The sequence below is a fragment of the Aromatoleum toluclasticum ATCC 700605 genome (assembly GCF_000378245.1).
GTDB lineage: Bacteria > Pseudomonadota > Gammaproteobacteria > Burkholderiales > Rhodocyclaceae > Aromatoleum > Aromatoleum toluclasticum.
This window is the reverse complement of sequence record NZ_KB899499.1, coordinates 160,433-175,101: the sequence shown is the minus strand read 5'-3', so window position 1 is coordinate 175,101 and position 14,669 is coordinate 160,433. Positions and strand designations below refer to the sequence as shown.

The following is a 14,669-nucleotide window of genomic DNA, read 5'->3' as shown; positions in this document are numbered from 1 at the left end:
CTCACTGCTGCGGTGCCGGGGCGGGTGCGGTAGAGGGCGCGGCGACCTCGACCAGGTCGCCGTCGCTCAGGAAACCGGCTCCGCTCTCGACGAAGTGCTCGCCGTCCGCAATTCCGGAAAGGATCTCGATCCGGTCGCCGCGGCGTCGGCCCGGCGTCACCCGTACCTGCGTGACGTGGGCGTCCGGGCCGATACGGTAGGCGTAGGAGAAGCCGTCGCGCAGGAGAACCGCCGTCTGCGGCAGGCTCAGCGCGCGGGGCGCTTCCTGTGCCGCCGGCATGATCTCGCCGTTTGCGAACATGCCGGCCTTTGCGGCGCTGTCGGCAAGGTCGACGTAGACGATGCCGTTGCGGGTCTGCGGGTCGATCGAGGGGGCAATGCTGCGCACGCGGCCTGCGGCAGTCTCGCCGCCGGCCAGCGTCAGTCTTGCGGTGTCACCGGGGCGGATCTGGCCGATGTCGGCGGCTGCGACCTCGGCGCGCCATTCAAGGCGTCCCTGCAGGATCAGGCGGTAGAGTTCCTGGCCCGCCTGCGGCACCGTTCCGACCGTTGCGGCGCGCCCGGATATGAGCGCGTCGTCGGGCGCGAGGACGCGTGTCTGACGCACGCGCAGCTCGGCGAGCTGCACCCGTGCTGCAGCGAGGTCGATGCGCGATCGGGCGGTCTGCTCGGCCGTCAGGTACTGGGTGACCTGCTGCTCGCTCATCATGCCCGTCGGCTGGAAGCGGCGCGCGCGGTCACCGTTGGCGCGCGCCTCGGCGTGCATGGCCCGGGCTTCCTGCAACTGTGCGCGGACCTGGGCAAGGTCGGCCTGCACGACGGCGTCGTCGAGGGTCACCAGTTCCTGGCCCTTCTTCACCCGGTCGCCGACGTTCGCGAACACCTGGGCGATGCGCAGTCCGCCGATCTCGCTGCCGACGATGGTTTCCTGCCACGCGGCGACGTTGCCTGTCGCGGGAATCGTCCTGCTCCATGCGACCGGCTGCGGCGTCGCCGCCCGTACCGTCAGGGCGGGCCGCGCGGGCGTGGCCGGACGGCCCGCCGGCGGGGCGTCGGCAGTCGGTGCGCTGCATGCGCCGAGCAGGGTGAGGGCAGCGGCAGACAGGAGCGCCCAGGCGCAGCAGGAAGGTTTGCGGTTCATTGCGGCAGGGACTCCCGGGGGGCTGGATCGCTCCGGTCCTCGAGTTGGGCACGCGCAGGACAGCACCGGCGTACGGAGGGGAGCGCAGGCCGGACTTTCCGGCGTACGGCGCTCGACGACGGCATATTTAGCCTGCTTGCGCGCGGCTTGGCAACACGCACGGCCCCGGCCGCGCGCGTGTTGCCCCGCGCGCTCAGGCGTCGGTCTGCAGTTCCCTGGGCAACGGGAAGGTGACGCGCTCGGGAACGCCTTCGAGGGTCCGTACCGAGCCGCCGCCGAGTGCCTTGAGGCGCTCGATGACCGCATCGACGAGCACTTCCGGGGCCGATGCGCCGGCCGTCACGCCGATGCGCGTCCTGTCGGCGATCCAGGCCGGGTCGATGCCGTCGGCGTTGTCGATGAGGTAGGCGGGCACGCCGAGCAGCTCGGCCACTTCGCGCAGGCGGTTGGAATTCGAGCTGTTGCGCGAGCCGACGACGAAGACGATGTCGACGCGCGGTGCCATGAACTTGACGGCGTCCTGCCGGTTCTGCGTCGCGTAGCAGATGTCGTCCTTCTTTGGTCCGACGATGGCGGGGAAGCGTTCGCGCAGGGCCGTGACGAGGGTCGTCGCGTCGTCCACCGAGAGGGTGGTCTGGGTGACGTAGGCGAGTTTTTCCGGGTCGGCAACCTGCAGGGTCGCGACGTCGTCGACCTTTTCGACGAGATGGATGCCGTCCTTGACCTGGCCCATCGTGCCTTCGACCTCGGGGTGGCCCTTGTGCCCGATCATGACGATCTCGCGGCCCTGTTCGCGCATCCGGGCGACTTCGATGTGCACCTTGGTCACCAGCGGGCAGGTGGCGTCGAACACGCGCAGGCCGCGCTGCTCGGCTTCGGCGCGCACCGCCTGGGGCACGCCGTGGGCGCTGAAGATGACGGTGTTGCCCGGCGGAACCTCGTCGAGGTCTTCGACGAACACGGCGCCTTTGGCGCGCAGGCCGTCGACGACGAACTTGTTGTGCACGACTTCGTGGCGCACGTAGATCGGTGCGCCGAAGCGTTCCAGCGCGCGTTCGACGATTTCGATCGCCCGTTCCACGCCGGCACAGAAGCCGCGCGGGTTGGCGAGCAGGATTTCAGGGTCTTTCATTATGGTCTCTGTGTCGGGGTCGGGAGCGCCTGGGGGCCTCAGAGAACGCCGATGATGTCCACCTCGAAGCGGATGGTCTTGCCGGCGAGCGGGTGGTTGAAGTCGACGATCGCGCGGACGTCGTCGATTTCGCGCACGAGACCCGAGTAACGGTTGCCGTCGGGCGCGCCGAATTCCATGATCGTCATCGGTTCGATCTCCCCTTCCGGCATGTGTTCGCGCTTCACATGCTCGATCAGCTCGGGGTTGTGCGGGCCGAAGGCTTCCTCGGGCGCCAGCGTGAACTGCTGGCGGGTGCCGACAGTCAGGCCGGTGAGCAGGCGCTCGAGGGTGGGCAGCAGTTCGCCGGCGCCGAGTTGCAGCGTTGCGGGCGTCCCCTCAAAGGTGCTGATGAGCGGCTGGCCGTTTTCGAGCGCGATGCAGTAGTGCAGCGTTACGAGGCTGTTCGGTTGGACGGTCTGCGTCACGAGGGGTTCTCCGGAGTGGTGTTGCTGATGTCGCGGGGGGCGCGGAACTGTGCCCACAGCATCAGGGCGACGCCGACGGTAATCGCCGAGTCAGCAAGATTGAAGGCCGGCCAGCCGTAGCGACCGATGTGGAAATAGAGGAAATCGACGACGGCGCCATGTACGAGGCGGTCGATCACGTTGCCCAGCGCGCCGCCGATCAGCAGGCTGAAGGCGAGCGGCAGGAGCGTTTCGCGCTGGTGCTGGCGCAGCAGCGCGAGGAGCCAGCCGCAGACGCCCAGGGCGAGGATCACGAAGAACCAGCGCTGCCAGCCCGAGTGGTCGGCGAGAAAGCTGAACGCCGCGCCCGGGTTGTAGACCAGCACGAGCTGGAAAAAGTCCGTGACCGGCACGGCTTCGCCAAACTCGAACCTGGACAGCACGAGCCATTTCGTCAGCTGGTCCAGGCCGATCACCAGCGCCGCGAGTTCGAGCCAGCCGAAGAAGCGGCGCGTCAGCGCCGCTTGCGGGGCTGCGGCGGAATCACGCATGGACGCGCGTTTCCCCGGCGCCGAAAAGGTTGTCGTGGCAGCGGCCGCACAGTTCGGGGTGATCGGCGTGGCTGCCGACGTCCTCGCGGAAGTGCCAGCAACGGCCGCACTTGACGTGCGCCGAAGAGCCCGCGTCGACGCCCTCGGTCGCCTCGTCGGCGGCGCGTATGAGTTCTGCGCGCGAGGTGATCAGCACGAAGCGCAGGTCGTCGCCGAGGCTCGCCAGCGCGTCGTGCTTCGCGCCGCTCGCACGCACGACGACCTCGGCCTGCAGCGAGGAGCCGATCCTGCTTTCGGTGCGCAGGCCTTCGAGAACCTTCTGCACCTTCGCGCGCTCCTCGCGGATCAGCGTCCAGCGGGCGACCAGCGCTTCGCTGTCTGCGAGCGCGGGCAGCTCGTGCCAGGTGTGCAGCATGACGCTGTCGTCCGCGTCCTGGCCGACGAGCTGCCAGATCTCCTCGGCGGTGAAGGTGAGGATGGGCGCCATCATGCGGGTGATGGCCTGCGTGATGTGCCACAGCGCGGTCTGCGCCGCGCGGCGCGCGCGCGAATTCGCCTGGGTCGTGTACAGGCGGTCCTTGAGGATGTCGAGGTAGAACGCGCCGAGGTCTTCCGCGGCGAAGTTCTGCAGCGCCTGGACGATCTTGTGGAATTCGTAGCGCGAGTAGTCGCCGGTGACCTGCTCCTGCAGGCGCTGTGTCAGCGCGAGGGCGTAGTGGTCGATGTCGAGCCACTGTTCGACCGGCACGCCATCCCTGGCGATGTCGAAGTCGGCGGTGTTCGCGAGCAGAAAGCGTAGCGTGTTGCGCAGGCGGCGATAGACTTCGACGACGCGGTCGAGGATCTCCTTCGAGATCGTCAGCTCGCCCGAGTAGTCCGTCGCGGCGACCCACAGGCGCAGGATCTCGGCGCCGAGCTTGTCGGACACTTCCTGCGGGGCGACGACGTTGCCCTTGGACTTCGACATCTTCTTGCCCTGGCCGTCGACGACGAAGCCGTGGGTCAGCAGACCGTCGTACGGCGCGCGGCCGTCGATCGCGCAGCCGGTGAGCAGCGACGAGTGGAACCAGCCGCGGTGCTGGTCCGAGCCTTCGAGGTAGAGGTCGGCGGGCCAGCGGCTGTCGTCGGCGTGCGAGCCGCGCAGTACCGTCCAGTGGGTCGTGCCGGAGTCGAACCAGACGTCGAGGGTGTCGCGCATCTTGTCGTACTGCGCGGCTTCGGCGCCGAGGAGTTCGGCGGCGTCGAGCTTGAACCAGGCGTCGATGCCTTCCTTCTCGACGCGCTTGGCGACTTCTTCGAGCAGTTCCAGGCTGCGCGGATGCGGCTCGCCGGTTTCCTTGTCGAGGAACAACGTGATCGGCACGCCCCAGTTGCGTTGGCGCGACACGCACCAGTCAGGACGGTTGGCGATCATCGAGTGCAGGCGTGCCTTGCCCCAGGACGGGAAGAACTGGGTCTCGTCGATTGCCTTGAGCGCCAGTTCGCGCAGGGTCGGTGCGCCCGGCTCGACGGCGTCGCGGCCGGGGAGGCGGTCCATGCCGACGAACCATTGCGTCGTCGCACGGTAGATCACGGGCGTCTTGTGGCGCCAGCAGTGCATGTAGCTGTGCGTGATGTTGCCGGACGCGAACAGGTTGCCGACCTCGGCGAGCTTCTCGACGATCTTCGGGTTGGCGTCCCACACCGACAGGCCGCCGAAGAAGGGCAGGCTTTCATGGAACACGCCGTCGCCCTGCACCGGGTTGAGGATGTCATCGTTGCGCATGCCGTAGCGCATGCACGACTGGAAGTCGTCCAGGCCGTAGGCCGGCGCGCTATGCACGATGCCGGTACCGGCGTCGGCCGCGACGTAGTCGCCGAGGAATACCGGCGAGACGCGGTCGTAGAAGGGGTGGCGGAACTGGATGCGGTCGAGCGCGACGCCACGCGCGGCAGCGAGCACGCGGCCTTCGAGCTGGTAGCGTTCGAGGGCGGATGCGCGCAGTTCGGCGGCGAGGATCACTAGGCCCTTGGGGGTTTCGACCAGCTCGTACATCAGTTCGGGATGCACGTTGAGCGCCTGGTTCGACGGAATCGTCCACGGCGTCGTGGTCCAGATCACGATGTACACGGGCTGCTCGGGCAGGGCGTCGAGGCCGAAGGCGTGCGCGAGTTTCGACCGGTCGGCGTCGGTGACGGGGAAGCCGACGTCGATCGCCGGGGATTTCTTGTCCTGGTATTCGACTTCTGCCTCGGCGAGCGCCGAGCCGCAATCGAAGCACCAGTTCACCGGCTTCAGGCCCTTGAACAGGAAACCCTTGCGATACATCTCGCCGAGCGCGCGGATCTCGTCGGCCTCGTTGGAGAACTGCATCGTGCGGTAGGGGTGGTCCCAGTCGCCGAGCACGCCGAGGCGGATGAAGTCCTTCTTCTGCCGTTCAATCTGCTCGCCCGCATACTCGCGGCACAGTTCGCGCGCGCGGTCGGCCGGCAGGTGCTTGCCGTGCTGCTTCTCGATCTGGTGCTCGATCGGCAGGCCGTGGCAGTCCCAGCCCGGCACGTAGGGCGCATCGAAGCCCGCCATGGTCTTGGAGCGGACGATGATGTCCTTGAGGATCTTGTTCACCGCGTGGCCGATGTGGATGTCGCCGTTCGCGTACGGGGGGCCGTCGTGCAGGACGAACTTGGGCCGGCCGGCCGCGGCCTTGCGGATCTTCTGGTAGAGCTTCTGCTGCTGCCATGCGGCGATCCAGCCCGGCTCGCGCTTGGCGAGGTCGCCGCGCATCGGGAAGGGGGTGTCGGGCAGGTTGAGCGTCTTGCGGTAGTCAGCCATGTTGGGTTCCGGCGTCAGGTCGATCAGCGGCGATCGAGGACAGAGGGGTTGTCGGCGAACCAGGTGCGGGCGTCATCCGCATCCTGGGCAATCCGGGCCTTGAGGGCGTCGAGGGAAGGGAACTTCATCTCGTCGCGCAGCTTGTTGAGGAAATGCACGCGCAGGTGGGCGTCGTAGCAGTCGCGGTTCCAGTCGAAGAGGTGCACTTCGAGTGTGGGTTTCCCGGCACTGGTCACGGACGGCCGCACGCCGATGTTGGCGACGCCGGCGACCGGCTTCTCGCCGAGGCCTTCGACGCTCACCGCGAAGACCCCGGACAGCGCGGGGCGACGGTGCTTCATCTGGATGTTGGCGGTCGGGAAGCCGAGCTTGCGGCCGATCTGGTCGCCGCGGATCACGCGCCCCGCGATGCTGTAGGGGCGTCCGAGCAGGTGCGCGGCGTGGGCGAGATCCCCTTCTGCCAGCGCCTCGCGCACGGCCGAGCTGGAGGCGCGTTCGCCGGCGACGTCCAGCGTGTGCATCGCCTCGACGGCGAAACCCAGCCGGGCGCCGCGCGTCTCGAGCAGTGCGAAGTCGCCCTGGCGGCGCGCGCCGAAGCGGAAGTCGTCGCCGATGATGAGATGGCGCACGCCCAGCCCGCGCACGAGAATGTCGTCGATGAACTGGTCGGCCGTCACGGCGGCGAAGCGGGCGTCGAATCGGCAGACATGGACGCGGTCGACCCCGGCAGAGGCGAGGAGCAGCAGCTTTTCACGCAGCGATGCGAGACGGGCGGGGGCGTCGTCCGGCGAGAAGTATTCGCGCGGATGGGGCTCGAACGTCATCACCACCGCGGGCAGCGACATTGTGCGTGCGGTGTCGATGAGCAACTGGAGCAGTGCCTGGTGGCCGCGATGCACGCCGTCGAAGTTGCCGATGGTGAGCACCGAAGGTTGTGCGGCGTGCCCGGGAATCCCGCGAAAAACCTGCATAACCGCCTGAAAAAAGCCGTAATTATAACGACAACGCGCCCGCTCTGGGGGGCGGGCGCAGAAGGTGCTTAGGGGGGGCGGCGCAAGCGGGAAGCTGGCGTCTGTGCCTCCGTCGCGGCAGGCCGCGGAGAATCAGTTGGGGGGCCAGAATATAGTTGTATGCTGAGGGCTGGCTGAATCAAGGACTTAGGGGAAGCGTCACCAAACGTCCAAAAATAAAGTCCTGAATTTTTCGTGGTTCATCCCTTCTCATCAACGAGTGCCCAAGAAAATAGTCGTTACCCCCTGGCGAATGTCAGTGCCTCTACCCGCGAGAAGTCTTGTGAGGCTTGCCCGCGACCTCGAGTGCCCGTTGCGTATGCAAGGTTCAGGGCACTTGGCCCGGCGAACCGCAGCGCTTGTCACCTGCGCCAACTTGCCGTGCATTAGGTGGTAATGCTGGATTACCTACCGCCCCCTCAACGGTAAGGAGGTTGTCAGTCGTCGTAGTCGTCGTGGGACGGGTGTGACTCGAACTGGCCATGGTCGCGTATTCGCCAGTAGTCACGCGTAGCGTCGTGCTGCCGCTCCTGAGCCCACGAACTCGTCGGTGATTCCCGCGCCCAGTCGGTCTTCCGGGGCGCACCAAGGAACTCTGCGGGTTGGCGCTCGAATCGCACAAAGCCCTGTGCATCCGTATGCGCCCGAACAGTACGACTGGTCAGCCGATTGTGCAGCTCGATGGTGGCCACCAAGTCGCCTCGCAGCGTCACTCGTCGAATCTGGTACTGATGTCGAAACTTGAGATTAGGTCCCCGCGGCGCGTACTTGCGCACCCGCTCGAGTATCAGCGACACCGCACGCGGTACTTGGGCGTCGCGATAGCGGCCGCGAGGGTAGCAGCAGGTCACTTTGTCGCCGCCCGAGTCAATGACTGTCTCGACGATATCGTTAGATTGCGCCGGTGTCGGACGAACAGGTGCAGTCAGCCTCCCAGAGGTGGCGGTAGCTGCTTCGCGAACGCGCTGCTTCTTCGCTCTCTTCGCCTTCGCGCGACTACGAGCCGGCCGCTGCGCGGCGTCCACGTAGAAACTGGGACCGGCGCCGGGGCTAAGCTCCGTCAACGGAGCACGGTCGTCGCGGTCGTCGTAGTACCCGCGCCCGTCGCACTTGAAACACCGTTCGTTCTCGCCGCCGCACGAGCAATTGACGCGCGCCATTTGCCGCCTCCGTCACGAATTTGAACGGAAACATAGCATGCGAAAGGCTTATGCGCCTGGCGGGCGCATCACAGCCAATAGAAAACCCCGAGACGAACTTGGCCAATCTAGGACGTTGCGGCGGACCGACAAGAAAAGAAATTGTCTTGCAGGTGCGTGAGGCACGCGCTGCCTTAGAGGTTGTTGCCCCGTTTGAAGACCTTCGTCGTGCCGCGCTTGCTCGTTACCTGAAGATTGCCGGGAACATTGGTGTTGAATGTCACCTCGCGTGACCACGTGACCAGTCGCATGCCTTCAATCTCTATTCCGCCAAGCCGACCGTGCATGGTGACTTCTGGCAAGGTTAAGTCGATTCGGCCGTCCATTGCGTTGTACCAGACGCTTCGCCATGCGCGCGCAGCGCTTTCATCGACGGCAAGCCATGCCAAGGCACGGGCGAGACCTTCCGAACACTGATTGACTGAAAGATGGGGGGGCAGTCTTATCGTGACTGTCCCATCGCGCACGAGGGGTGCTGGGTCTACAAAAGATTCAAACATCCCCGGTTGCAGCACATATTTGGCTACTGACCGTACCGACAGAAACAGCCTGCCAATAATGAACAGGCCAGGAACCAGATAGATGTGGCTACCAACATCGAACCGGAAAACCGCATGTCTGTTGCTGACCTGCAGTCCGGGCGACAGCTTCCGGATGAGGGGACGTGCATCCACGAGCTTTTGTCCATGGGCCAAGAAGAGGCTGGTCTCCTCGAAGAAGGTCTGCGCACGCATCTGCGCCCATTGGCCGAGGCTGGTCATGTCCATTCGAGCAGACTCAAGAATGGCGACGGGCCGATGCGCCGTTTGACCGTTCTCTGACATCAGTGCATCCAGCATCCACTGACCGGCCTCATCTCTGAAAACACCATTGAACCACGCGATGTTTGGGTTCTTCATGGCGTCACCTCACCCGAAAGTAATCTATCGATTGCCTGCGCTACACATGGGCGCACGGATTGATGCGTCAAACCGGCCGCTCGCATCAATGCACTTCGATTCCTTCGAGCTAGCGAGTCGTGAAGCGCACGCTCGAGACGTCGGAGTTGGAATGCCTCAACGGTCTCGACGGACCTGGCGAGCACTTCTCCGACCGACGGGAGTAGCGCCAGTCTCGTGCGGAAAAGGTTCAACAGCCCGAGTTCACGCCCAAGGCGACTGATGGTGACCCGCACTGGAGGTTCGCGCTGGCGAATTTCGTCGGCACGTTGGGCGACCTCCTGCGAAAGTATTTGGTCGCGGCTTTCCCAGAAGCCTTGGTGCCTCTGTGAGTGGTGGTGACGGCGAACAGGTGGTGCGCCTTGGAGCCATGCGCCATCTTGTTTGTACAGCCTAGTAAACAAAGAAGGTGCGAGCTTGCGCAGGTCCTTGAGCATGCCTTCCGGATGCTGCTTGACGAGCAACAGCCAGGCTTTCCGGTCAGCCTCCTGCGCCTCGGGCGAGCGAGGCGCTTTCTGGCCTACATGATGGTCTAACCACGCGCGTACGGTTGTACGGTCAACTTTCAGCTGTTGGGCAATTGCACTGGCCGAACATCCGTCCTGGGCCAACGCGCGAGCGCGTACGCGTAGGTAGGGCGAATGCGCAAGCACCTGATGACGAAGCAAACCAACGGACGAGGGGAATCCGCTCCCGCCGCCGCAGTAACGGAAGCCACAAGCACATTGAAATGTGCCGTTCCAGGCGTCCCGTCGACTGTCGTAACGTAGATGGACCGCTTCCACCTCTGTCTTCCCCGGATGCGGTTGCAACGGTGAGAGACAAGGCCAGCGTTCGGCTTCCATCGAAGGCCAGCACTCCCTCCCCAGATGATGCTCGACAAAGCGACGCAGCAGGATGTGCTCAAGTGGGTGAGGCTGTCGCTCGGGTTTCCGCACGAGTCTCCGCAGCCAATTGCCCTCGTGCCCAGGCTCAAAGCCGAGTCCCAGCTTTTCAAGAAAATCCATCGGATACATGGCTAGGAAGGCTGATTCGAATTCCAAGGGATGGCGATTCTTGGAGGCGAGCCCGAGATGCTGTAGCGCGCGGTGGTAATCCGCCTGCAGGCACTCCGCTCGGGGATGTGTCGAGGCGCCCTGCAGCAGAACGCGCCGAGCATCCAAGGCCAGGAACCGCGCGAGCTGAGTCCGACTCTCGGAGTCAGGTTCGAACGTTCGTTTTTGCGTCCCATCCGACGGAGTAAAGTGCCAAAACGCCCGGCTCGAAACCGGCCGGAAGAGTACCGACGTCTCGTACAAGGGCTCACTATGCTCTGGGCAGACGAGGACGCCAGGTAGCTGGAACAGGCGCTTCACGAACACCTCGCCAAAATCGACATTTTCTGAACGCCAACAAGTCCGGCAGTATCGAAAAAAACGAGGTCGTTTGACGCGGCTGGACGAGAAGCCCGCCAGAAAGTGCATTCCGATGAGTGTTGCCGCTCTCAGGCGCCCGAAAATCCGGGCGCGCTCCTCTGAAGTCCTGAAACCAAGGTAGTACGGCAAAAGAGTGTGTTGCCAGACGAAGGCTCCGCTCTCGATGCCCAATGCCGCAAGCAGGTGACCCTGCTCTTCAGAGCAAAGCAGCAAGTCTGTAGAGGCATGGCCCGTAGTCCCTCCCCGCAAATGCCTGTTCAGCGCATTCGCGGAGCGAGCTAACCAGTAGGTCTCCAGCCTGCCGAAGTATCCGAAATGCAGCTCATCCGGATATGGACGGGGTGCGTCTATGATGCCGAGAGGCATCTCAGTCCTTCTTTCCGAGGAGTTCGCTGCTATCCAAGCCACCATCAGGCGGCAGCCAGCCCGCTTTTTTCACCTCGTCATAGCCATTCGGCAGGTCTGGCTCGGTCTTCCGTTTCGTAGTCCGCGATGATTTTCGGGCCGGCTTTCCAGCGATACGGTTTAGCACCTCATTCATGAGTGCCATCGGCTCGATGTCAGGGGAGATGTTCAGCACCGCGTTCACATGAAACTCGGCAACCGTTGCTGAAACGCCAAATCCAGCAAGTGAGTTGAGAACAGCCTCTCGAGTACTCGCCTCCTTTGCCGCAGCGCCTTCGGCGCTTTCCGTGTCCTCCAGGGACTGACGGGGGAAAGCTCCAGACACTTCCGGAAAGTCTTCCAGCTCGGGGATGAGAAAGTCGTCGTATTTTGCAATCCGTGCGGGGTTCCCAGAACGCAAAGCGTTCAGCATCGGTCGCAGTATGCTGAAGTTGTCCTTGGCAACTTTTCTGATAAGACCCGGGGAGAGGCTCGTGAGTCCCAGTGTAATCGCCCTGTGTTGCACAAGAATCAGCAGACGCACAAGCAATGCCGTGATGCCCTGTGTCTCGGCGTATAGCGTCTCGACAATGTCGTCTGAAAGGGACGTCGGCTCCGGCAGCCATTGATATTTCCAAAGGGTTTTGACCAGGCGGCGCCAGCCCGTGTCGGTGGCTTTGAACCGCTCCCAGACCACGGTTCCCATGCTTGAAACCCGGCGCGCTTGGCGGAATGTGGTTTGCAGAACACTCGCGGCCTTCATCGTCCCAATCACGACTATCGACAAGTGCAAGACATTAAAGAGCTGCAGGAAGAAGTCCAGAAACTCCGAACGGCCACCGCTCTTTCTGTGTGAGAGGCTCTGGATTTCGTCTATGACAAGCAAGCCGACGAAATACTGGTCCATAAGGGCTGAGGCGACGGCGATGAGAGTCTCTTCGTTCGCCCGTTCGTTTTCAGCTTCAAAGGTTGTCCCCAGCAAGCGGTCAAAGGCTCGAAGAATGCCGCAAGCGAAATCCCTCGTGCTGCCGTTGTGCGGACATTGCACATATATGATAGGAACTTGAATGAGATGTAATCCCGGGTGGCGGATTACGTCGGGCATCCACTCCTGAAAGCGTTGAAATGACCAGCTCTTACCCATCCCACTACTGCCGATGATGGAAAAGAACTCGCCACTGGCTTGCCCTTCGTCCTCAGACGGAGGCACCTTACCGGTCTGGATACATTCGTACCACAGCTGCGCCCGCTGACGACGTTCGGACTCCCCCATGCTCACTCCGACATAGGCTGTTCGAAGCAGTAAATCGAGCTTTTCGCGTATCTCCAGATGGCGGCTTTGAACGACGAAAATGCGTTTCATTGCCATAACGCAGTGCTGGCGCACCTCTGGGGATAAAGTGCGTTCCTCGGCATTGAATTCGGGAATGCGTTCGAGACGTCCTCGCCATACATCATCCCCAAGCAGCGGTGGTAAAGCCTCGATAAGCGGATTTCCCAGATAGTGCGGCACCTGACTAGGCCTGTAGACCGCATCGACAATACGGATATGTGCGTTCGAGGGAGGTAGAAGAGTGCGTTTTCTTTTCATGGTCGAACTAAATGTTATTCATCGTCGATGTCAGGATAATCAAAACTATCGGCATCGGTTGTCGGAGGAGGTGCTTGCGACGGAACGTGTCCGTGACGATGACGCAAGTCTTCTTGCAGCTTTTGTCGTTCAATCGCGCGTTCGTTGCTGCGATGCTCGCGGCGGTTGCTGATGTCCCGCTCAGAGTTGGGGATATATCCGACGGCTTTCTGGGTTTTCGCTTGTGCTTCCTTTGCATCTCGCTGCATGGAAGCCCTGCGCTCCGTGCGGTCAGACAGGCGGTTGTGCTTTTCCAGCGTATTGAGTTCGTTCTGCCGGGTTCTGTTCATCTGAACCTCACGCAGTGACATCCCGCGAAATTGGGCGGAACGAGGGCTCAGTGAGCAGGAAATGAACCCTTCTTCCTTACCACCGCGACAGAGAAATGCAACATCGACCGTTTCGCGATTGAGGGCGAGTTTGACCTTGGTTTTGTCTTGGGCCATTTTCTTAAACCACGCACTCTGATAATGCCGCACGTCATCTGGTAGGTAATACAGCTCGTAACCCAGGTAGATGCCCTCGTCGGAAACGGACGCATTCATTCGCGTCATTAGGTCTGCCTCCAGTCTGACCGGGGCAAGGCGGCGCAAACGGTGTCGATGGGTTCGTAGGGCGTCGTTGTAGATTGCGACCGGGCTGTTCGGCACGCCTCGAGCCACTCTTTGCGGCGAAGTCGCTGTCTGTCTGACCTTTTGATTCACATCGAGCACGACATTCATGAAAGCTCGAATGAAATCATTCCGTGTCAGGGCCGCATCCTTGTGCGGGCTAGGTACCCCGCGGTTTTGAGACCCCACCTTTCCTATCCATGTGCCGGGGTACATCGCCATGAACACGTTCTTAACGAGCCTGACCGTGTTCTCAACGCCACCTTTGCTTTCCGGAGACATCGGTGGCGTATTCGTAAACCGATTGGGGCGCATGACTTCGACGATGCGGTCCGCCATCTGGCTCATGAACGCACTTCCCCGGTCCGTATGGAAATGCTGCGGACAGTGCCGTGCCGGCCATTCGTCAGCTTCAATACCGATGCCGTATTGCGCACACCACTCGACCTTGTCGGTCACGCATTTCACCAATGCGTCCGCACACGATTCGTAAGGCTCTCCATCCCACCCCACAGAGAAACCGATAATTAGGGCACTGACGTACTCAATTACGATGAAGACGACGAGGCCGCCTATGACAAAGTTACGGTCGGATGAAACTAGGGAAATGTTGGTATGAAGGGCATCAATCTCGGCGACCGTGCCGACCTCGAGGGCGGCTGTTTGAGCTCCCACGTGACGGTCGCGGGGTTTCTTGCTGCCCCTGCTCTTTTCCGCCTTGCGTCGCTCATTGTCGAAGGGATTAAGATACCTGGCACAGTGATATTCAAATTGCTGAAAGTTTATAGTTACTCGCGGGTCTGCTCCCCAAGCGGCCGTCCCATCGTCATTTGCAAACGAATTGCTGTAATAGGCACCCAACATCCAAAGATATGCGTCCTCCAAGGTATTTTTGACGTTCCCTCGGTACCACTCCGCCGCCTTCTTGATGTTGTGCTGGTCGCTGGCTTGGACGTTGGTGCCGGGGCCAATCCGGTCCTGAAGCCACTGGGAGCGTGGGCGACCTCGTTTCGCGCTGTTAGGGACCCGGAGCTTTCCCGCCGCACCGCAGTTGGATAAGTCCGAGGTGAGTGCCTGGGTGTCCTTCCCCGCCCGCCAATAGCTTCTAAGGTATTTCCGGATGGTGCGTTGGGTGAGGTGGAATTTATCGATTGCTGCCCTTATGAGCGCGGCGCGCTCTTTGGGATAATAGATAGAAGGTTCGTCTTGATGGAGAAACTCGACAACAGCCGACGCACGGTCATAGAATTTCTGCTCCGCGTCGGTCAAGCCGTCTCGGTCCCGAATCGCGACTGGCCATGATTCTTTAGGCCACTGAACCAGAACGCCTAGGGGTCTCGATTCTGGTACGGCGGGTTTGACGCGCGGATTGTCAGAGTCCGTTCTTCCCCTTTTGTGGC

The 14,669-nt window shown here is 62.5% G+C and carries 11 protein-coding genes; all 11 read right to left on the bottom strand.

What is annotated here, in order from left to right; genetic code table 11:
• Position 1 precedes the first annotated feature (1 nt).
• Positions 2–1,141: an efflux RND transporter periplasmic adaptor subunit gene (locus tag F464_RS0116230; RefSeq protein ID WP_018990895.1), complete on the bottom strand. Its 1,140-nt coding sequence runs from the start codon at positions 1,139–1,141 to the stop codon at positions 2–4.
• 193 nt (positions 1,142–1,334) lie between these two features.
• Complete coding sequence (gene ispH / locus F464_RS0116225; protein ID WP_018990894.1) at positions 1,335–2,273, bottom strand: 4-hydroxy-3-methylbut-2-enyl diphosphate reductase; 939 nt, start codon at positions 2,271–2,273, stop codon at positions 1,335–1,337.
• A 38-nt stretch (positions 2,274–2,311) separates the two neighbouring features.
• Positions 2,312–2,740 (bottom strand): FKBP-type peptidyl-prolyl cis-trans isomerase, encoded by a 429-nt coding sequence (locus tag F464_RS0116220; RefSeq protein WP_018990893.1) that lies wholly within the window; start codon positions 2,738–2,740, stop codon positions 2,312–2,314.
• Positions 2,737–3,270 carry a signal peptidase II gene (gene lspA / locus F464_RS0116215; RefSeq protein WP_018990892.1) on the bottom strand — a complete coding sequence of 178 codons (534 nt, stop codon included), beginning with the start codon at positions 3,268–3,270 and terminating at the stop codon, positions 2,737–2,739. The genes F464_RS0116220 and lspA overlap by 4 nt, the downstream gene beginning before the upstream one ends.
• Entirely contained in the window at positions 3,263–6,082 is a 2,820-nt protein-coding gene (gene ileS, locus F464_RS0116210) for an isoleucine--tRNA ligase (protein WP_018990891.1), read from the bottom strand. The genes lspA and ileS overlap by 8 nt, the downstream gene beginning before the upstream one ends.
• 23 nt (positions 6,083–6,105) lie before the next feature.
• Positions 6,106–7,053: a bifunctional riboflavin kinase/FAD synthetase gene (locus F464_RS0116205; RefSeq protein ID WP_018990890.1), complete on the bottom strand. Its 948-nt coding sequence runs from the start codon at positions 7,051–7,053 to the stop codon at positions 6,106–6,108.
• Positions 7,054–7,529: 476 nt separating this feature from the next.
• Positions 7,530–8,252: a hypothetical protein gene (locus F464_RS0116200; RefSeq protein ID WP_018990889.1), complete on the bottom strand. Its 723-nt coding sequence runs from the start codon at positions 8,250–8,252 to the stop codon at positions 7,530–7,532.
• Between the two features lie 173 nt (positions 8,253–8,425).
• Positions 8,426–9,190 (bottom strand): hypothetical protein, encoded by a 765-nt coding sequence (locus F464_RS0116195; RefSeq protein WP_018990888.1) that lies wholly within the window; start codon positions 9,188–9,190, stop codon positions 8,426–8,428.
• Positions 9,187–11,010 carry a TnsD family Tn7-like transposition protein gene (locus F464_RS30455; protein ID WP_198292282.1) on the bottom strand — a complete coding sequence of 608 codons (1,824 nt, stop codon included), beginning with the start codon at positions 11,008–11,010 and terminating at the stop codon, positions 9,187–9,189. The genes F464_RS0116195 and F464_RS30455 overlap by 4 nt, the downstream gene beginning before the upstream one ends.
• A 1-nt stretch (position 11,011) precedes the next feature.
• Complete coding sequence (locus F464_RS0116180) at positions 11,012–12,619, bottom strand: ATP-binding protein (RefSeq protein WP_084600523.1); 1,608 nt, start codon at positions 12,617–12,619, stop codon at positions 11,012–11,014.
• A gap of 14 nt (positions 12,620–12,633) precedes the next feature.
• Positions 12,634–14,538 (bottom strand): hypothetical protein, encoded by a 1,905-nt coding sequence (locus F464_RS0116175; RefSeq protein WP_018990884.1) that lies wholly within the window; start codon positions 14,536–14,538, stop codon positions 12,634–12,636.
• Positions 14,539–14,669: the final 131 nt, after the last annotated feature.